The organism is Micromonospora profundi (assembly GCF_011927785.1).
In the GTDB taxonomy this organism is placed as follows: domain Bacteria; phylum Actinomycetota; class Actinomycetes; order Mycobacteriales; family Micromonosporaceae; genus Micromonospora; species Micromonospora profundi.
The window spans coordinates 6,168,303-6,186,170 of the sequence record NZ_JAATJK010000001.1 but is presented as its reverse complement, the minus strand read 5'-3'; the positions used below and the strand labels follow the sequence as shown (position 1 = coordinate 6,186,170).

At 68.8% G+C, this 17,868-nt stretch carries 15 protein-coding genes; 2 read left to right on the top strand and 13 right to left on the bottom strand.

The features are described 5' to 3' along the window. Positions 1-3: 3 nt before the first annotated feature. The 11 genes from phnY to F4558_RS27625 form a co-directional block, all read right to left on the bottom strand. Positions 4-1,461 carry a phosphonoacetaldehyde dehydrogenase gene (phnY, locus tag F4558_RS27675; RefSeq protein WP_167946613.1) on the bottom strand — a complete coding sequence of 486 codons (1,458 nt, stop codon included), beginning with the start codon at positions 1,459-1,461 and terminating at the stop codon, positions 4-6. Further along, on the bottom strand, positions 1,458-2,189 hold the full coding sequence (locus F4558_RS27670) for a TSUP family transporter (RefSeq protein ID WP_053651384.1): 732 nt from the start codon (positions 2,187-2,189) through the stop codon (positions 1,458-1,460). The genes phnY and F4558_RS27670 overlap by 4 nt, the downstream gene beginning before the upstream one ends. 2 nt (positions 2,190-2,191) lie before the next feature. Continuing rightward, a complete protein-coding gene (locus F4558_RS27665; protein WP_167946611.1) occupies positions 2,192-3,307 on the bottom strand; it encodes a P-loop NTPase family protein in 1,116 nt (371 codons plus the stop codon). Between the two features lie 91 nt (positions 3,308-3,398). Then, a complete protein-coding gene (locus F4558_RS27660; protein WP_053651388.1) occupies positions 3,399-3,602 on the bottom strand; it encodes a hypothetical protein in 204 nt (67 codons plus the stop codon). Positions 3,603-3,632: 30 nt separating this feature from the next. Beyond that, complete coding sequence (locus F4558_RS27655) at positions 3,633-4,508, bottom strand: TauD/TfdA family dioxygenase (RefSeq protein WP_053651391.1); 876 nt, start codon at positions 4,506-4,508, stop codon at positions 3,633-3,635. Positions 4,509-4,540: 32 nt separating this feature from the next. Next, entirely contained in the window at positions 4,541-5,782 is a 1,242-nt protein-coding gene (locus F4558_RS27650; protein WP_167946609.1) for a tetratricopeptide repeat protein, read from the bottom strand. A 14-nt stretch (positions 5,783-5,796) separates the two neighbouring features. After that, positions 5,797-6,954, bottom strand: a complete 1,158-nt coding sequence (gene aepY / locus F4558_RS27645) for a phosphonopyruvate decarboxylase (protein ID WP_053651394.1) — start codon at positions 6,952-6,954, stop codon at positions 5,797-5,799. Further along, the gene (locus F4558_RS27640; protein ID WP_053651396.1) at positions 6,951-8,885 is read right to left on the bottom strand and encodes an alpha/beta hydrolase family protein; all 1,935 of its coding nucleotides are present in this window, start codon (positions 8,883-8,885) and stop codon (positions 6,951-6,953) included. The genes aepY and F4558_RS27640 overlap by 4 nt, the downstream gene beginning before the upstream one ends. A gap of 53 nt (positions 8,886-8,938) precedes the next feature. Continuing rightward, on the bottom strand, positions 8,939-10,003 hold the full coding sequence (locus F4558_RS27635; protein WP_053651398.1) for an aminotransferase class I/II-fold pyridoxal phosphate-dependent enzyme: 1,065 nt from the start codon (positions 10,001-10,003) through the stop codon (positions 8,939-8,941). Then, positions 10,000-11,232: a phenylacetate--CoA ligase family protein gene (locus tag F4558_RS27630; RefSeq protein ID WP_053651401.1), complete on the bottom strand. Its 1,233-nt coding sequence runs from the start codon at positions 11,230-11,232 to the stop codon at positions 10,000-10,002. The genes F4558_RS27635 and F4558_RS27630 overlap by 4 nt, the downstream gene beginning before the upstream one ends. 49 nt (positions 11,233-11,281) lie before the next feature. Further along, complete coding sequence (locus F4558_RS27625; protein ID WP_167946607.1) at positions 11,282-12,232, bottom strand: isocitrate lyase/phosphoenolpyruvate mutase family protein; 951 nt, start codon at positions 12,230-12,232, stop codon at positions 11,282-11,284. Positions 12,233-12,522: 290 nt separating this feature from the next. Between F4558_RS27625 and F4558_RS27620 the strand changes: the two genes are divergently transcribed. Together F4558_RS27620 and pyrB are read left to right on the top strand one after the other, a co-directional pair. After that, positions 12,523-13,755, top strand: coding sequence for an ATP-grasp domain-containing protein (locus tag F4558_RS27620; RefSeq protein WP_167946605.1), 1,233 nt, complete (start codon positions 12,523-12,525; stop codon positions 13,753-13,755). A 160-nt stretch (positions 13,756-13,915) separates the two neighbouring features. Next, on the top strand, positions 13,916-14,929 hold the full coding sequence (gene pyrB, locus F4558_RS27615) for an aspartate carbamoyltransferase (protein ID WP_197281379.1): 1,014 nt from the start codon (positions 13,916-13,918) through the stop codon (positions 14,927-14,929). A gap of 67 nt (positions 14,930-14,996) precedes the next feature. Here the strand turns inward: pyrB and F4558_RS27610 are convergent, their stop codons facing one another. Both F4558_RS27610 and F4558_RS27605 read right to left on the bottom strand, forming a co-directional pair. Further along, complete coding sequence (locus F4558_RS27610; protein WP_167946603.1) at positions 14,997-16,274, bottom strand: ATP-grasp domain-containing protein; 1,278 nt, start codon at positions 16,272-16,274, stop codon at positions 14,997-14,999. 10 nt (positions 16,275-16,284) lie between these two features. Further along, the gene (locus tag F4558_RS27605; protein WP_167946601.1) at positions 16,285-17,697 is read right to left on the bottom strand and encodes an MFS transporter; all 1,413 of its coding nucleotides are present in this window, start codon (positions 17,695-17,697) and stop codon (positions 16,285-16,287) included. Positions 17,698-17,868 lie beyond the last annotated feature (171 nt).

Sequence of the window (17,868 nt, the reverse complement as noted above, 5' to 3'; positions counted from 1 at the left end):
AGGTCACGGCTGCCACGGCAGCGAGAAGGTCTTGACGTTCGTGTACGCCTTCATGGTCTCGACCACGCCTTCCTTGTAGCCGAGTCCGGAGTCCTTGATGCCGCCGAAGGGCGTCGACTCGATCCGGTAGCCGGGAACCTCGCCGATGTTGACGGTGCCGGCGTGCAGCTCGTTGACGAATCGCAGGGCTCGGTCCAGGCCCTTCGTGAAGACGCCGGCCGACAGGGCGTACCGACTGGAGTTCGCAATTTGCACGGCCTCCTCGTCGGTGGTGAACCGCACCACCGGGGCAACCGGTCCGAAGACCTCCTCGGTCACGACGGCCATGGTGGGCACGACATGGTCGAGCACCGTCGGAGCGTAGTGTGCGCCGGAACGGACACCGCCGTGCCGTAGCACGGCACCAGCCCGGACGGCATCGTCGACCGCGGCCCCGATCCTGCGGGCCGCCTGCTCGTCGATGACCGTGCCGATGTCGGTTTGGCTGTCGAACGGGTCGCCGGTCCGCAACTGCCGCGCCTGCTCGGTCAGGAGAGCGACGAACTCGTCAGCGACCCCGGCCTGCACCAGGACTCGTTTGACGGCTGTGCAGCGCTGCCCCGAGTTCTTGCAGGCCCCGAGAAGGACCAGCCGCGCCGTCTCCGCCAGGTCGGCGTCGTCGAGCACGATCGCGGGATCGGTCCCGCCGAGTTCGACGACGGTACGTCGGTACCCGGCGCTAGCGGCCACCCGCTTGCCTACCTCGGTGCCGCCGGTGAACGTCACCAACTCGACGTGCGGATCCCCGATCAGCACCGGACCGATCTCGGCGGGGTCGCCGGTGACCACCTGAAACATCGGGGGCGGTAGTCCCGCCTCGTACAGGGTGTCAGCGAAGGCCAATGCGGCCAGCGGAGTCTTCTCCGACGGCTTGAGCACCAGCCGGTTGTTCGTCGCGACCGCCGGCGCCACCTTGTGCACCACCTGATTGAGCGGATGGTTGAAAGGCGTGATCGCACCGATGACGCCGAGCAGCGGCTCCCGCGTGGTGAACACCTTACGAGCACGACCGTGCGGGGTCAGATCGCAGGAGTAGATCTCACCGTCGTCGACAAGTGCCTGGTTGGCGGCGAACATCAGGACGTCACAGGCGCGGCCCACCTCGTAATCGGTGTCCTTGAGGCACAGGCCGGACTCCATTGTGATGAGACGTGCCCACTCCTCACGCCGGCTGTCGATCAGCTCGCGTGCCCGCATGAGAATCGTGTACCGATCGTGCCGGCTCAGCCGGCTGCGGAACCGCTCGGCGACGAGCACCGCGTGGCGCACGTCGTCTGCGGTCGCCATGGCGACGGTGGCGACCCGGTCGCCGGTGTGCGGATGGTGGACCGCGAACGTGCGGTCCCGGTTCAGCGTCTCCCCGCCGATCCGCAGCCCTTCGTGCCGGTACCGCCAGGAGGCGCTCTCCGGTGCGGCGCTCATTGTGCCGCCTGCCAGGTGAGGACTCCCGCACAGCACAACATGAAGGCCGAGAAGGCGGTTTGATACCGGCGGTCCGACATGGCTTGGAACACCCGCCGGCCCAGCAGCAGGTAGGGCACGGCCACACCGACCGTCGACACGACCAGGCGTAGATCCAGCGGAGGCGGGCCGTGCACGACGTACAGCACCACCAGTTGGGATCCGGCGAACAGCAGATAGACCACCGCCACGATCCGGTGGACCTCGCGCTTCTGGTCGCTGCGCGCACCCGCGTACATGGCCAGCAGGCCGCCACCCATGTTGGTCAGCCCGTGCACGAGGGCGATGAGGCTCAACGCCGGCCGACCGGCCGCAGCGCATGCCGCCTGCAGCTTCACCCGGGTCCGCTGGCTCAGGCGCAGCACGCCGGTGACCGCGAGCAGAACCGCCACCGGAATGCGGATGTCGAGGCCTGTCAGATAGAGCAGTGACGTAACCGTGCCAACGAAAATCGCCGGGACGACCCACAGGACGTAGCCGCCGACCTCACGCGGCCGTACGGAGTGGTCGAAGCGCAGCTGCAACGCGCTCAGTGTGGCCGACGCCGGCAGCAGGACGTAGAGCAGTTCGAGGTAGGGGTAACCTGCCAGCAGCAGCAGGGGCGTGCCGAAGAGCAGCAGGCCGACCCCGAACACCGACTGGACCACCGCCAGTAACGCCACCGCGGCGAGGAGCATGAGCTCGTCCATGGTCAGCCAGCCGCTCCGGCCATCAGGCCGGCCGTCTGCTCCGACGGGCACGTCGCGTCGAGGAGGCGCCGCAGCGCAGCCGCGTCCGTGGAGTTGATGACCCGTTCCACGGGTACGGCGAGTCGGTCGGCAAGTGCGTGCAGGTTCTGCCGGAACGTACCGATCATGAGCGGTGCCCTTCCGAGCTCCCGGAGCTGGCGCAGGCCTTCCAGCGCGCCCATCGCGTCGTTGACCATCATCACGCAGGCGGCGTCGATCTCCGCCATGATCTCCAGCGCCTCGGGTGCCCGCGCCTCCAGGAAGTCGCCGCCGATCTCCACCACGATGAGGTCGACGCGTTCCGCGCAGTGCTCAATGAGCGTGTGCAGCATGGCCCGGAACCGGTGCGGGTCCACGCCGTAGGTCGACGGCATGCCCGCGTCCACGAAATCGGTCACCACGTCGTAGTTCGCGGCGCGGTAGCTCAACACGTCCTTCGCCCGCCCGGTGCCGCACGCCTTGATGGCCGCGGTACGCAGACCCGGTCGGTACTCCCTGGCCACGATGTTCAGCCGGCAGACGAGCGTGGTTTTGCCCACCTCGGCCGAGGTTCCGGCGACGAACAGCACGGGAGTGTCGGTGCGCGGCCGTCGGCTGTCGCGGATCGGCACGACGGGGGCTTCGTCGATGTTGCGGACGCGCCCGGCGACGTCCGCCGGAAAACCGACGACCTCCAGCGGCAGCGCACGGGTGCCGTAGTAGGCCGGGACCGCCGTGCACCTGGCCACCAGGCCACCCTGCGCGACGAGATCCAGCCGGTCGCCGGCCGCGACGGGGGCCGTCGGCACCTCGCCGATGAGGTTGGTGCCGGAGCGTCGTGTTCCGAGCGTCGCAACGAAAAGGTCACCCGGGTACAGCTTGACCGGCATTCCGGCGCTGTCCTCGACATGATCGTAGGCGCCGGTTCCGGCCAGGCACCGCACGACGACGAGGTCACCATCGCGCGGGGCCGGGTTGCGGGGGAAGAGCTGCTCACGTCCGTCGAGAAGATCGGCGGCCCGCCGCACACACGAGTTGATCAGCTTGACCGAGAGTCCGCCGGCACGGGCACGCCAGCCGTTCGTCGGTGCCAACGACATCATCTACCTGTTTCGTCGGTGGGTGGGTAGGTGGGCGGTACGGGGACGGGCGGACGCTCAGCTGCGTCCACCCATCCATACGTCCGGGCCGTCAGTCGGCCAGGGCAACGAGCTGCACCGACGAGACGTTGCGCTGTTCCACCTCTTTGAGCGAGGCGACGGCGTTGTCCAACGAGTCGACGGCCTTCTGCCCGTCCTGGCCCTGCAGCAGAGCGTCCAGTTCACCCTGGAGTTGGGCACAGCTATCGGCCAGGGCGGCCCGGTCGGCGGCGGGAGTGGTCTCGGGACTGGTCATGCGGAATCTCCTCCGTTGTGGTTGGGGCGGTCAGACAACGGTGACGCTCCACAGCTCCCGTTTGTTGACCGCGGTGGCGCCATCCTCGGTACGTTCACCGACGATCTTCCGGCGGCCGTGCCCGAACCGGTTGTTGTCCAGGAGCAGCAGGTCGCCACTGTCCATCGGGAAGCACGCCTGGAATTTCTCCTCGGCGGCGTTCTCCACCACGTAGTCGAGCGCACGCCGGTAACCGTCGTAGTCCGCGATCTGATCACGCAGACCCATAATTTTGTCCTGGATATCCTGCTTCATCCGTACTCCCAGATCGAGCGGAGCGGCAGCGTCGGCAAGTGGGTAGCACAGCGGCAGGTTCGACAGTTCCTCGCGTACGTTGTTGGCCTCGAACGTGATCGCGGTACCGGTGAGGTGGGCCAGGTGCGCCTCGAACGCCTCACCGTCCCGGGCTGACAGCTGCTCGAACAGGTGCCGCCAGGCCAGCACCACCGACTCACCCCGTTCGCCCTCCGGCGTGTCCCGCCAACCCGGGTCGACCATCAGCATCGCGAAGTACGCCGGCCGAGGGGTGCACCAGGAGCGGGCGGAGTGCGGCCGTAGCTCGCCGCCGACGTAGTGCACGGATTGCTTGACGTACTGGCCTTTCGGCTTGTACTTGACCCGGTTGATCTGCGGATGCGGATCGTCCTTGGCCAGGTCGCTGCGGGAGGAGTAATTCGACAACGGGGTGCCGAACTGCCCCAGGAAGGCCAGGTACTGATCAGGGTCGAGCGGAAAATCGCGGATCAGGACGATGCGGTTGCGTTCGAGCATCGCGCGTGACTCGGCGACCAGCGCGTCGAATGATTTGCCGCCGGCAGCTACATGGTTACGGACGATGCTCTCGCCCGAGAAGTCGTCGCCAGACATTCGTGGTGTCCTTCCTCAGAGGGTTTGGTTCGTCAGGCCAACGCTGGCTGGAGCTGGGCCGAGTCCGCCGGCTCGACGCGCTGCCGCAGAACCGCCAGGGCCGACCGAATGATGTCGCTCGCATCCGGGCGGGCAGCCCGCTCGGTGAGCAAACCGACCGCCGCACCGGGACGTCCCTGTCGCACGAGCAGTTCGGCCAGTTCGACAGGCACATCCTGCTGACTGTCATTGCCGGCGAGACTCTGCCGGTACAGCACCTCGGCCAGATCCGGGTCGCCCAGCGCGCGGTCCGAGAGCCGGGCCAGCTTGCCTAGGGTGTACGGGTGCATCGGCCGGCCGGCCAGGGCACGCAGCATCAGACGGCGGGCCTCCTGCGGTTCTCCCCGGACCTGCCAGCGGAACAGCGCGTAGTTGCACAGCGTGCGCGGGTGGTTGGGATCCAGCTCGAGCGCCCGCTGATACCGCCGTTCGGCGTAGTCCTGGTCGCCGTACTTGTGCTGGGCGAGGAGGGCGAAGTTGCTGTGTACGCGAGCGTGCCGGGTCTGCTGGCGGATCGGCCGGCCAGCCGCCCTCTTCACGTCGTCCGGTGCCCAGTGGATCTTCTCCGTCCAGAGGGCCAGCAGACGGTGGTCCTCCGCATACTCGGGGAACTGTGCCTGCATCTCTGCCAGTCCGAACGGATCGGGCCGGTCGGCGAGATAGCCGAATCGCCGCATCGTGTTCCATTCGGACAGGGTGATGAGCTCCTTCAGCTCCTCCGGATAGTCCGGCACCGTCGTCGTCGCGTTGACCCGGCTACCCTCCCGCAACGTCGCCTCGTCGAACTCCTCACCGATCAGGCGCAGGAAACGGGCGAAGTCATCGACCAGGTGCTCCTGCCGCCCGACGAAGTCGATTTCCGCCTGCGGAGGGCCCACGTAGGACGCGTAGATGTTCTCCAGAGCACCCGGCAGGATCGACGCGGCCTTACGGACGAAGGTTTCGAAGTCGTCGCTGGCGCAGTGCTCGTCCAGCGGATACTGCGGACGCCAGCCCCGCTCCATCCGGTAGGCCCAGTACGACCGGTACCACTCGATCGGGTCGCGGACGAAGGCCCCGATGTGCCGGTACCGGGACCGGTCGTACTGGTCGAGCAGGTCGTGATCACGCATCGCCGGATCACCGACCGTTTCGACGGCGAGCCCGAGTTGCCGCGCCTTGGCCCGGATCCACGTGCTGCCGGTCTTCGGCACCAGCAACAGGAGAGCGTTGGTACGAGTGAAGAGGAGTGCCACAGTTTCTCCTAAGGTCAGAGCGAGACGGACGCGGGTACGGTCACTCGGTTCAGGTGGGCACGCAGCCGCGACGCGAGGTCGTCCAGTCGCTGCTCGGGGCGGGGAAGGGTGCCGCTGGAGCCGGCCTCGACGCGGCAGTGCACCAGGACCGGGCCGTCGGTCACCTGGGCGGCCTGGTGCAGAGCCGTCCGGACCGCGTCGACGCCGTCGCATCGCCACGCGGCCCGGTAACCACAGGCCACGGCCACTGCGGCGAAGTCGACGGCGGAGCCGTTCGTACGCTGGCCACCTGTCGATTCGTGCTGGCCGTTGTCGAGGACGACATGCAGGTAGGGCGAACGCACGTAGCGACCCACCGTCGCGAGTGAGCCGAGCCGCATCAGCAGTGCGCCGTCCCCGTCGAGGACGGTCACCGGATGGCCGGTCATGGCAAGGCCGATCCCGATGCCTGCCGCGCAACCCATGGAGCCGGCCATGTAGAAGTTGGTGTCCCGGTCGTCAATGCCGTACAGCTCACGGCCCGTGTAACCGGTGGTAGCCACGGTGACGCGTGCCGGCGCCATCGCCAGATAGGCCGCGATCACCTCGCCACGCCGGGGCCGCTTCCCGCCGGACAGCGTGTGTACCACTGCGGGCGGAAGTACGTCGACATTCGGTACGGCCGGTGCCGGGACAGCGTTGTCGAACACGCCCTTTTCGATGATCAGCGCGGCGGAACGCCGGTCGGCGCACCGTTGGACCGCCGCTTCAATCTGCTGCGCCGCGAACTCCGGCGTGGGGTCAAGGATCTCGGTCGACACCTCCAGCAGGCCGAGCAGCTCCGGCGTGATCCGCCCCATCAGGGCGTGCTGGGGCTCGTCGGTGCCGGCTGGCCAGCCTCGCCGCGAGACTCCGAGGAGCACCGGGATCCGGTACGGGCCCGCGAGCGAGCTGAGCGGATTGGTCATGTTGCCCAGGCCGGAGTTCTGGCACAGCGCGACCGCCTGCGAACCGCCGAGCCAGACACCGGCGGCGATCGCCACCGACTCTGCCTCGTTGGTCGCCGAGACGTAGCGCTCCTTCTCACCCTCAAGGAGGGTGTACAGGCCCGAGACGTACGAGCAGGGCACACCAGTGACGCAGCCGATCCGGTGTCGGGTCAGTTCGGACAGGAACCAGGCTGGATCGATCATGGACGCACCTTCTGTATGGTCCGGTCGGCCTTCGTCCGCTGGTGACGCGGGGTGTGAAACAGCTTGAGCGTCGATCCCGCCGGTATCCGGTCCGCTTCCGGCGACGCCTCGGCCGGCCCGGAATCCGCCGGCTCGGAAGGAACCGCCGCGACCGGCGGGAAGCCGGCGGCGGGCAGGTGCCGGGCGAGGAAGTCGGCGAGCAGGTCGGCGACGGCCACCCGGTTCGCGGCGCTGACGATCTCATGGCCTTCGTCGGGGAACAGGGCCATGCTGGCGTCCCGATCGGCGTTGGCCAGTGCCATGAACATCCTCGTGGTCATCTCAGCGGGCAGCCGGCTGTCGTTCAGTCCGTGGACCAGCAGCACCGGGCAGCGGATCCGGTCGGCGTGGTGCACCGGTGACACGTCGGCGAGGGCCTCGCGCTGCGCCGGATCGGACGGGTCGCCGATCCGACGGCGCATCATGGGTACGGCCGAGCGCCAATACGGCGGCGGCGCTTCCAGGAACGCCACCAGGTCGGTGACGGGGGAGGTGGCCACCACACACCGGAACGGGCGTTCCGCGGCGGTGGCGAGCTGAAGGGCTGCGTACCCGCCGTAGCTCCCGCCGACGAGGCCCACCCGGTCGGGGTCGCACACTCCCCGGCGGACCGCCCAGTCGAGCGCGTCCAGCAGGTCGTCCTGCATCGCGGCACCCCATTGCCGGTCACCGGCGTTGATCCAGCCCCGACCGAAGCCGGTCGAACCGCGGAAGTTCGGTTCGATCACCGTGTAGCCGAGGGCCGCCAGCCAGCCACGTCGCTCGGTGTAGTCCCACCGGCTGCGCCGCCACGGGCCCCCGTGGACGAGCAGGACCGCCGGCGCCGAGCCGGACGCCGCCCGTTTCGGTGTGGTCAGGTAGGCCACAGCGCGCCGACCGTCCCGGACCGGGATGTCGACCGGGCGACAGGAGATCGCCAGCGGTCGGCGGTCGGGCCTGGCGGCCGACAACGGCCACAACGCGTCGTCGTGCGGCTGGTAACCGAAGTACCGTTCGTCCACCTCGGGTCGGTGCACGGCCACCAGCCACAGTCGGCCATCGTCGTGGCGTTGCAGCACAGTGGGCTCCTCGCCGAGCCGGGCCCTCAGCGCGGTAAGGGCCGGCACCAGACCGGGGGCGAGTGCGACCGTACGGGGTCGGAAGCGCTCCACCCGCGCCAGCTCCGGCCGACCGGTCTCCGGTGCGACCAGGATCCGGTCGATGTCGGCCCGCCGCACGGTCAGCAGTGTCTCCACCACCGTGGCCGGCTCGTCAACGACGCAGTGCAGACCGACCAGACGCACCGCGTCGTCGCCGCCCGGCAGCACGGCATAGGCAATGCGTCCGTCACCGGAGAAATTCAGGATCCGGGCGGTCAGCGCGTCCTCGTGCGGAACATGCAGGAACCGCCGTCCCCCGGCCGGATCACCGTGCCACCACGTACGTGCTCCGTCGTCGTCGACGGTCTCCACCAGCCGGAGCGCGAACTCGTCGTCGAAGTAGGCCGCCGCGTACCCGGTGTTCGCCAGCAGCCGTCGACGGGTACCGGTGCCCAGGGAGACCAGATCGTAGTCATGGAACCGGGAATCACGCCCGTTCGTGGCTACGAGCACCGAGTCCGGCTGGCGTGGGCTCAGCCGGACCACACGGGTCTGCGCCCCGACGGGTGGCCCGAGCACGTCCCACTCCCCTGTGTCGACCCGGACCCGGTACAGGGACCAGTTCTCACCGCCCGTGGGATCGGCCACCCCGATACCGACGCCGGGCAGGTGCGTCCAGGTGAAGGCCCGCACCCGCCGGGCCGCGACGGGCAGGCTGGCGGACGGCCGCCGGGCCGTCACGTCGTAGAGCACGAGGCGGTTCCCCGCTGCGCCGCTGGTCAGCCAGGCGACGTACCGGCCGTCGGCGCTCATGGACGGCTGTCCGTTGAGTTCCCCGACGGGGACACCCAGGGCGCCCGGGACGCTCACCGTGCTGCCTGAGGGGATGGAACCACCTCAGCGAACCCCGTCGCCTGAACCGTTTCGACCGCGCCGCGATGGCATGCCTCGACGCAGGCCACCACCCTGTCCAGGTGCGGCTGCGGCGGGACCGACAGCCGGATCCCAGCCGGCCAACTCTCCGGGAACCCGCGCAGATCGTGCAGCAGTCGTGCCCGGTAACCGGCAGCCGCCAGGGCCTCGGTCACCGGCCCGGCGAGCGGGGTCTCCAGGCAGACGTAGTTGGCCGCGGACGGCCAGACGCGCACACCGGGGATCCGAGCGAGTCCGGCCAGCATCAGGTCGCGGGCGCGCTGCGCGGCGGCGATGCTGTCCCGTACGGCTTCCGGATGCGCCAGCAGGTGGCGCACAGCGTGCTGGGCGATGCCCGAGACGCTGTTGGGCAGCAGCCGCCGGCGGACAGACCCGGAGGGGTCGTCGAAGGCGGAGGACGCGACAAACCCGGCCCGCAGGGTTGCCAGCCCCCATGCCTTGGAGAAGGTCCGCGCGATGTACAGGTTCGGGTACGCGCCGAGCAGCCGCAGCGCGGAGTCCGGGGCGAAGTCGGCGTAGACCTCGTCGAGGATCACCGGGCCGGCTGCCCGGCGCAGCAGGTCCTCGATGTCAGCAAGGTCGAACTGGTAACCAAGGGGGTTGCGCGGCGAGGACAGTGCGATGGTGACGTCGGCGCGGCCGAGGTACGGCTCCAGTGCGGGAAGCAACTCGGCCGGTTCGCGGACCGGCACGCTGTGGTAGGCCCACCCCTCCTGCCGGGCCACCGTGGCGGCGAGGTGGAAGTTCGGTACGACGTCGACGACAGCACCACGGTTCAGCTCACGCAGCAGCACCTCGATAAGCTGTGTCGATCCGGCGCCGACCCGGATCCACGGCGTCGGGACCGTGAAGTGTTCGGCGATCGCCTCGGCTACCCGGCTGGACCAGGTGTCGTCCTTGGTGGTCAGGTCGACCGCTTCCAAGGCCGACAGGACGCCCCGGCTGTGCGCGGTGGGGTCCAGGAACTGGCTACCCGTCCAGGTCAGATCGAACGTCATCCGAATCTCCGTTTCTTGCCACCCAGCGGCGTTATCCGGGCACACCGCTCGTACCGGACGTCCTCCCTCGGTAGCAGCTCGGCCATGACCTCCCGAAGGGCAGGCTCCGGGTCGGCACCGATGCCGTCCGGCATCCACCGCAGCACCGCACCGACCGGCTCCATCCGCACCTGGAAATCCGCCAGGCCTGGAAGGAACCCGAGCCGCCGGGTGAGGGTCTCGGCCAGAATCGGACCAGTGCGGAACCTGACCTCCTGCGGCTCACGCCCCCACAGCCGGGCGAGCCGCTGAATGCCGTCGGCTCTCCCGGGGTCGAGCACCGCCCGGTCGCCGGTGCGGTACCGCGCGAACACCATGTCGCGGTAGATCAGATTCGTCACCAGCAGCTCGCCCTCCCCGGCGGCGGCCACCGAGCCCTCGCCAGTGCGCACCTCGAGGCGGACGTTGTCGCCGAACACCTCGTACTCCGGCTCGTCTGGACGAGTGGCTGCGATCAGCCCGCCCTCCGTGGAAGCGAGAGCGTCGACCAGAGGCGCGCCGAAGTAGCCGGTGAGCCTCGCCCGGTCGTCACTGTGCAGCGGCTCACCGCTCGTCAGCAGCAGCCGGGGTGCCCAGGTCGGGCAGGTGACGCCGGCTTGCAGGAGGGCCAGTCGCAAGTCGAGCAGGTAGGTGGGCTTGCCGTACAGGATGGCTGGCCGGAGCCGGTCGAACAGCGCGGCGAGGTCGGCGGCCGGCGCGGCGAGCTGGACCCGCGCGTACAGGCCATGCCGCAGCTCGGGCAGTGGCCGAACGACCGCCCGACGGGATGGCTTGTTGCTGACGAACGCGACCGCCACCGAACCGGCGTGGAACGTCTCCATCGGCACATCGGCGAGCTCGACGATCTGGTGAAAGAAGTGGTAGTTGACCGCGTACCACGCCGCCTCGTCGAGCCCCACCTCCAGCGGCTCGCCGGTGCTGCCGCTGGAGGTGATGGTGTAGGCAGGTGTCGCCCCTGCCGCCCGGAACTCATCGCCGCGCGCCCGGTACAGCGCGCGGTCGACGACCGGCAACCCGGGGAGCCGTCCGCCCCGGCCGCCGCGGTAGTACGGCACCTTGTCGTGCAGGTGTCCCAGCAGGTCGGCGACCGGATCACCGAGATTCGCCGACCGGTGCGACCAGGCCCGGTGGAGGCGGTCGGTTTCCTGGACCGGATCCAGGCCGGCCCCGGATGTGGCGGTTGTCGTCATGGTGCCGCGCCGCTGTCTGGGGCCGTTGTCGTCCTGCTGTCCATGTGGCTCAAGCCGACGTCGGGCCCGCGCCGACCAGGTGGTTTCCCGCAGGCCCGCCGTCATCGGCCAGCGCCTTCAGCGAGCTGCCCGCCGGGTGGCTCGCGTACAGCTCTTTGGCCAGCTCCAGCTCGGCGTTGTTGGTCAGGTCGAACACCCGCGACAGGTCAGCGATCTCGCCTTCCAGGTGCAGCATCGTGCGCTGCTCGCGCAGGGCCACGCAGAGCTTTTCCATGCTGCGGATCGCTGCCCGAAGGGTCTGGTTAGCCCAGATCGCCACCGAGATTCCGGCCCGCTCGAAGACATCCGCAGGCACCTTCGAATATTTGGTCGGCACGATCACGACCGGGACCCGTCCGTCCCACGAGGCCATGAAGCTGACGATCTCGTCAGGTGAGGTCATCTTGGAGTGGATCAGAATGGCGTCGGCGCCCGCCTCGGCGTAACCGCCACACCGGTCGGTGGCCTCGGTCATCGACCGGCCGGCGACCAGCGCCTCACATCGGGCGACCAGGAAGACCTCGTCCCCGACCGTGTCCTTGGCTGCCTTGATCCGGCCACCGAACTCGTGCGGGTCGGCCAGTTGCTGTCCCGCACCTATGAACGAGTTGGTTTTCGGGAACAGCTTGTCCTCGATGCATCCGCCGCCCACATCCGCCCGTTGCAGCCTGCGCATCACCAGCCGGACGTTGTTGAAGTCACCGTATCCGGTGTCCAGATCGACAAGTGCCGGCACCGAGACCCGGTCCGCCACAAGCTCGGTGCGCTCCATGACCTGGGTCCACGAGAGCTCGTTGGAGTCACGGAGGCCGCTGGAGGCCGAGAGCCCGAGCCCCGAGACCCATACACCGGGAAAGCCACAATCCTGCGCAATCTGCGCCGACAGGGCGTCGTGCGCTCCCATCAGAAAGTCCAGCGAGGGACGCTGGAACAGGTCGGCGAGGCTCTTGGCCTTGCTCATGGTTCTCCTCACGATCACGTCGTCCGTGGAGTTTCGAGCGTCGACGGTGACGCGAAGGCACGTGTTGCTGCGGCGCGGACATGTGCGATGGGGACAGTCATGGACGTCCACCATCAGTGTCCATAAAGGACGGTGCGCAGCGCTTGCTCAGCCTGCCACGCCGCATCGGGCTTTGTATACGCTAGGTCGCTGCTCGTTGCAGTCGCATCAACCTGCCAGTTGGCTGGAATACACCACTGGGTCTGTCTAATTAGTACGAATGACTATCACAATCGTCGATCTGGAGCCTGATGACGGTGTTCAAGCACGTGCTCGTCGTAGCCGGCGCTCGGGATGTCACGCCGGTGCTACGTCGCCTCAACCCCGCCGTCAGCATCACCACCCTCGTCGCGACGCAGCGACTGGCAAAGGTCCGCCACCCGACGGAGTGTGCGCGGGTACTCGCTCTCGACGAGGCCGCTGACCCGCAGGAGTGGGTGGCCGTCGCGCAGCACGTGCACCGACGGCAGCCGATCGAGGCGGTCGGGGCGTTCGGCGAGTTCGACCAGGACCACGCGGCGGCCATCGCGTCGGCCCTGAACCTGCCGTTTCATCGCGAAGAGGTCATCGCGGCCGTGTACGACAAGGTGGCGATGCGCCGCCGGCTCAGCGCCGCGGGCGTCGAGGAGGTGCCCTCGACGACCGTCTCCACGGTCGGAGAGCTGCGCCGCTTCGCCGACGACCACGGGCTCCCCGTGATCCTCAAGCCGCAGTGCGGCACAGGCAGCCTCGGCATCGTCAGGGTCGATGATCTCACTGACCTCGATCAAGGGCTGGATCGTGCGGTCCACTCGGCACCGCCCGGGTCCCCGGTGGTGGTCGAGCCGTTCCTCACTGGCGCCGAGGTGAGCGTCGAGGCTTTCTCGGAGCGAGGTGAGCACCGGATCGTCGGCATCACCCACAAGATCAAAGACGACAACTTCGTCGAACTCGGGCATGTGGTCCGCGAGCCTGGCCCCGACGACAGCCACGTGGTCGCCTACGTGCGGCAGGTCCTGAACGCCATGGGAATCACCCAGGGCCCCACGCACACGGAGTTGATCCTCACCGGCGGAGGACCCCGCGTCGTGGAGACCCACACACGGGCCGGTGGCGACCAGATCCCTGCCCTGTTAGCTGCGGCGGCCGGCATCGACCTGGTGGAGCTGGCCGTCCGACAGGTGCTGGGTGAACGCGTACTCCCGCGCCTCGACGCGTTACTCGTCGCACCCGACCGGCCGCGCCGGGTCGGTGCCATCCGGTATCTGGTTCCGCCACGGTCGGGTCGGCTCGTCTCGGTGGAGCACACCGGGCACGCCATGTCGTTGCCCTTTGTCACCGGGTGTGCGCTCCTCAAGGATCCGGGCGACGAGTTGATCACCCCCATCCGGGACTCCGTCGATCGGGTCGGCTATTGCACCAGCGTGGCGGACGACAGCGAGACGGCCGAGGAGGCCGCCCGACGGGCGATCGACACGCTCACCGTCACGGTCGGAGCGACCTGAGCGCCCCTTTCGACTTCACCTCACCGCTCACGGTGGCCGACGTCGGGTCAGGCGTCTGACCTCGGTAAGCTCCTACGGTGGCGAGTGCCCCGATGGGTCCGCCGTCGGGCAGGTGACAGGAGGCGGTCGAGTGGTGTTCGCCGGGGCGCACGTTCTTACCGTGGAGCAGTTCGAGCTGGCCCATATCCAGCGGCTCTTCGAGGTGACGGACCGGATGCTGCCGTACGCGCGACGGGAGCGGTCGACGCGGGTGCTCGAGGGAGCGGTGCTCGGTAACCTGTTCTTCGAGCCGAGTACCCGGTCGCGGTTGAGCTTCGGGGCGGCCTTCAACCGTCTTGGCGGATACGTCCGCGAGACCACGGGGTTCGCCTTCTCCTCGATGGCCAAAGGCGAGTCGGTCTACGACACCAGCCGCGTGGTCAGCGGATACATGGACATTCTCGTCGTACGGCACCCGGAGGAGGGTGCGGTGGCGGAGTTCGCCGCCGCAATCAACGTCCCCGTGATCAATGGTGGCGACGGACCGGGCGAACACCCCACCCAGGCGCTACTCGACCTGTACACGCTGTGCCGCGAGCGGGGACTACATCCAGGCGGGTTGGGCGGGATGCGGATCGCGGTGGTGGGCGACCTCCGCTACGGACGGACGGTGCACAGCCTCACCAAGCTGCTGGCGTTGGAGAGCGGGCTGACGTTCGTCTGCGTCGCGCCAGAGGAACTACAGATCCCGGACGAACTGGTGCTCAAGCTACGGCAGCAGGGGCACACCGTCGAATTGACCGACAACCTGGCCGAAGGCATCCGCGACGTGGACGTCATCTACGCCACGCGGGTGCAGCAGGAGCGTCTGCCGCAGGGCAGCACCGTCGCTGCCAACGGGGACCGCTTCAGGATCGACGCCGCCTTGTACGACAAGGTGTGCCGGCCCGGCACCGTGCTGATGCACCCACTCCCGCGCGACAGCCGCGGTGGGGCCAGCGAACTCGCCGACGACCTCAACAGCCGTCCCGAGCTCGCGATTTTCCGGCAGACCGACAACGGCATCCCCGTCCGGATGGCCCTGTTCGCGCTCGTTCTCGACGTCGCCGACCAGGTCGCCGACACCGACCGTGAGGCCCGCTGGTACCGACCGGAGCGCTTCGGCGTACTCGATACCCGCGACATCCTCTCCTGAGCGACACGGCCGACGCCCCGGCACGGCACCCGGAGTGACCCGGTGCCGGGGCACGGCCTGCCACCTGTCACAGGGCTGTCTGGACGCCGCCGTCGGGCACGGTCGGTACGGTCACGACCAACCGACACGCGGCGACGGCCGTGTACGCGCGACGCAGCGCCTCGTCGGCGGTCCCGCCTTCGGCACGGGCCCACACCACCCGGGAGTGCGAGTCTCCGAGCGGCACCACCCGATCGCCGGGGTGGGCCTCCACCGTCAGCGTCACTGACGGACCTGCCGCGCGGGCCTCGTCGAGCCCCTCCCACCGATCCACCTCGCCCGCACAGGGCGCCGTGCCGAACCAGATCGCCTGCGGACGAACAGGTGTCGCCGCCAGCGTACGGCGAACCTCAGGTAGGACCCGCTCGCCGAATGTCTGCCGCACCACGCACCCGATGAGGTCCACCCCGGTCGCGTCATGCACCAGGTAGGGGATCTCGTCTCCGGCGACCCGAAGGTGGGTTTCTATGGTGCGAGGCCCGTCGGGTGTGAGCACGAACTCGGTGTGACAGGTCCCGTCGCGTACGCCGAGCGCGTCGAGTACCTCGGTGGTGTGCGCCGCAAGTCCGGCGCGGGCGGCGTCGTCGATCACAGCCGGCACCACGTGCCCCAACTCGACGAAGGTTGCCGGGTCGGAGTATTTCCCGGTGTATGCCACGACGACGTGTTCGCCGTCTTCGGACAGCGACTCGACGCTCACCTGCGGCCCGGTCAGATACTCCTCCAGAAGCACCTCGGGTGAGTGGCGTCGGCCAGTGTGCTCCGTGGCCACGCAGCGCTGGTAGGCCGCCGCCGCCTCCCGATGACTACGGACCAGCGCCACCCCGGCGCTCGCCGTACCGTCGACGGGTTTGAGGACCCAGGTGCCCGGATTCGCGCGCACCCACTCGACGACGGCCGCCTCGTTGTCGAGCCGGACGGCCACGACCTTCTCCACGCCCGCGTCGGCGAGGACCCGCCGCATCAGGTGCTTGTCGTGCACAGCCGCCACCGTCTCGGCAGTGTGCGTGGACAGCCCCAGAGCGCTGCCGACCACCGCCAGCCGAATCTGGTCACGCTCGCCGAAGGATGCGATGCGGGTAACGGGCGAGGCCCCGTGAACCTGCTGCGCCGCCACGATCCACTCCTCGTCGGAGGCGTCCGCACGCAACCCGATGACACGCTCGTGCTCGTCGACGTCACGCAGCTTCGGCAGCAGAGGGAGCTGGCACAGCACCGACGTACGACTGCCAGCTCCATGCCGCCGCAGCAACTGGGGAATCTCCCGGCCGCCGCCGACGATCAGCACGTGTTCGGTGCCCGACATCGTCTCTCCTTCAGGTCTGCTCCGACGTCGACCCAACCGTCGGCGCACTCGCGCCGGCGACGGGTGTCGGGACTGGAACGGGGATGCTGGGCGGCCGCGACCGGAAGCGCCGCGGGGTGTCCGAACGACGTGCCAGGCGGGTCTGGTTCTTGTCCGGGTCGCGTGCCCCGGCCAGCAGCGCACCCGCTCCGGCCGCGAACGCGGCGGCCAGGCCCAGCCACCCCAGCGGGCCCCGCAGTACCAGCCCGGTCATGACCGGCGGCCCGAACACCATCTGCGCCGACACGCCGACGTTGAACAGACCGAGGTACCTTCCGGCGAAACGGTCCGGGGCCAACTGGTGCGCCAGTTCGAATGCGCCCACCGTGTGCAGGTTCTCCCCGGCGGTAAGCAGAACCACCGCCGCCGCGACCAGGAGGATAGCCACCAGCTGCGGCGCTGGCTCGGACGCAGCGAACAGCGCGCACGCTCCCAACAGCGGCACCGTCGCTAGCAGCAGCATCCGCCGGGCCGCCGTGACGCCATCGGACCAGCGGGTCAGCGGCACCTGCACGGCGACGGTGAGCACGGTGTTCAGTGCCAGCAGGGGGCCGACCAAGCCGTGCGGCAGCGACGTGCGGGTGATCACCCAGAGTGGGAGGAGGGTGAAAAGTACCGAGTCGTGCAGCAGGAGGATCGCGTTTCCGGCCGTGAGAAGTACGTACGCGCGATTACGCAGCGGTGATGCTGGGCCGCCGAGCACGGGTGGTGGACCGGCCCCGTGGGCGGCGCTCGGGGAAGCGGTCAAGTCCGGCACCGCCTGCTGTACCGGGGCAGGCGCGGCGGTGGCCATTCCAGCGCGTCGACGACGTTCGATCGTGCGTACCGTGGTCAGCAGCACCAGGTACGAAGCGGCGTTTACCGCGAAGCCGGCCAGGAATGCCCCTCGGCCGCCAATCGCGATGAGGCCACCGGCACCCACCAGACCTACGCTCAGTCCGATGTTCTTCACCGTCCGTAGGGCTGCCATCGATTCGGAGCGGTTGCTTCCGGCGGCGAGGCACACGACGTAGGTCTGTTGCACCGTGCCGCTGGCTCGATCGAGCATCGTGCAGAGGCACGCGATGACCGCGTACTGCACCAGCGAGTCGACGAACAGGAAGCCGGTGTAGCAGGCCGCCCGGGTGACCAGCAGCCCACTCCAGACAGGGGCCGCGCCAAACCGGTCAGCCAGGTGGCCGGCGGGGAAGGGTGACACCAGCCCGAACACGCTGGCCGCCCCTACCACCAGGCCAACCTGCACGGCCGGAACGTGCAGCTCCGTCACCACGAAGACCGGAAGAAGAGCAAGGAAGAGCCCGCTACCGATCGAGTCCACGAGTGCGGCGATGGCCAGCGTACGGATCTGTGGCTCTCGCGGCACGTAGCGGCGCAGGAACCTCACTGCGGACGTTCCGCCGGTGTCACCGGCCAGCCGGCAGGAACCCCCATGCCCTGATCTCCTTACCGTTCGCATGTGCTCAGCAGTCACCATCCGGCACGGCCGATTGGGCCGGCGTGGGACCGCGGCGGGCAACATCGAAGCCCGTCAGCTGAAGAACCTCACCATGCTAAC

Excerpts from the sequence above, each read along its gene's own strand:
- phnY (WP_167946613.1), bottom strand. The coding sequence starts at position 1,461 with ATGAGCGCCGCACCGGAGAGCGCCTCCTGGCGGTACCGGCACGAAGGG.
- F4558_RS27670 (WP_053651384.1), bottom strand. The coding sequence starts at position 2,189 with ATGGACGAGCTCATGCTCCTCGCCGCGGTGGCGTTACTGGCGGTGGTC.
- F4558_RS27665 (WP_167946611.1), bottom strand. The coding sequence starts at position 3,307 with ATGTCGTTGGCACCGACGAACGGCTGGCGTGCCCGTGCCGGCGGACTC.
- F4558_RS27660 (WP_053651388.1), bottom strand. The coding sequence starts at position 3,602 with ATGACCAGTCCCGAGACCACTCCCGCCGCCGACCGGGCCGCCCTGGCC.
- F4558_RS27655 (WP_053651391.1), bottom strand. The coding sequence starts at position 4,508 with ATGTCTGGCGACGACTTCTCGGGCGAGAGCATCGTCCGTAACCATGTA.
- aepY (WP_053651394.1), bottom strand. The coding sequence starts at position 6,954 with ATGATCGATCCAGCCTGGTTCCTGTCCGAACTGACCCGACACCGGATC.
- F4558_RS27640 (WP_053651396.1), bottom strand. The coding sequence starts at position 8,885 with ATGAGCGCCGACGGCCGGTACGTCGCCTGGCTGACCAGCGGCGCAGCG.
- F4558_RS27635 (WP_053651398.1), bottom strand. The coding sequence starts at position 10,003 with ATGACGTTCGATCTGACCTGGACGGGTAGCCAGTTCCTGGACCCCACC.
- F4558_RS27630 (WP_053651401.1), bottom strand. The coding sequence starts at position 11,232 with ATGACGACAACCGCCACATCCGGGGCCGGCCTGGATCCGGTCCAGGAA.
- F4558_RS27625 (WP_167946607.1), bottom strand. The coding sequence starts at position 12,232 with ATGAGCAAGGCCAAGAGCCTCGCCGACCTGTTCCAGCGTCCCTCGCTG.
- F4558_RS27620 (WP_167946605.1), top strand. The coding sequence starts at position 12,523 with ATGACGGTGTTCAAGCACGTGCTCGTCGTAGCCGGCGCTCGGGATGTC.
- F4558_RS27610 (WP_167946603.1), bottom strand. The coding sequence starts at position 16,274 with ATGTCGGGCACCGAACACGTGCTGATCGTCGGCGGCGGCCGGGAGATT.